Source organism: Citrobacter sp. Cpo142 (assembly GCF_030332425.1).
GTDB lineage: Bacteria > Pseudomonadota > Gammaproteobacteria > Enterobacterales > Enterobacteriaceae > Citrobacter > Citrobacter portucalensis.
Genome location: NZ_JAOWHW010000029.1, coordinates 1 through 666 on the forward strand (window position 1 = coordinate 1; position 666 = coordinate 666).

Sequence of the window (666 nt, forward strand, 5' to 3'; positions counted from 1 at the left end):
CCGACTTTTTTCTGGACATCATGAAATCCCTTAACAAAAAGGGATGCACTTTAAAGCTGATTACAAAATTGTCAATCCGGCGTGTGGCGCTCACCCAGCCCAGCAGATGGGGTTTACGTGTCTTTGGGGGCATTTAAAGGCGTTTTTAGTAGCAGCAACACAACTGGAAAGCAGTTTAAAATCTATGCCTGGGGAGGCAATCCTCCCCCCCAAAAAATCAACTTTGGTAACTCAGATAACTGTGCAAATACGTTTTCACTGACTGCCACAGTTGGCGGCTATACCGTCGCAAATTCGGTAGATGGAAACTCACAGTGGGGTAAAAGTGGTAGCATTGTTTTTGACGTTCCGAATGGCTCTACGTTCACAATCGCATCGAATGGAATGATGGGCTACGGTTGCGATTACGGCACCTTCAGCGTGTTTCGTTTCCAGTAATGCAAACAGCCAAAAATTAGTTATATGCACCATAAAATCAATACCCTATACCCATTATCACGGACATATATCCCTCGCTATCACATGACACATAGATATCATCAGCAAGTGGGTCGCCACGCCCAGAACCAGTGGCCTTAATACTGGCATTTCTAATCGGCTGGCCTGTTCGTGTATCCCTGCATGGGATTCTGTAAGAGGGTTTTGCCCACACACCGGATTGACAAT

1 protein-coding gene is annotated in these 666 nt (G+C 45.8%); it reads left to right on the forward strand.

Features of this window, described 5'->3' with window-relative positions:
• Nucleotides 1-117 precede the first annotated feature (117 nt).
• Nucleotides 118-438 carry a hypothetical protein gene (locus OGY18_RS00980; RefSeq protein WP_286551319.1) on the forward strand — a complete coding sequence of 107 codons (321 nt, stop codon included), beginning with the start codon at nucleotides 118-120 and terminating at the stop codon, nucleotides 436-438.
• Nucleotides 439-666: the final 228 nt, after the last annotated feature.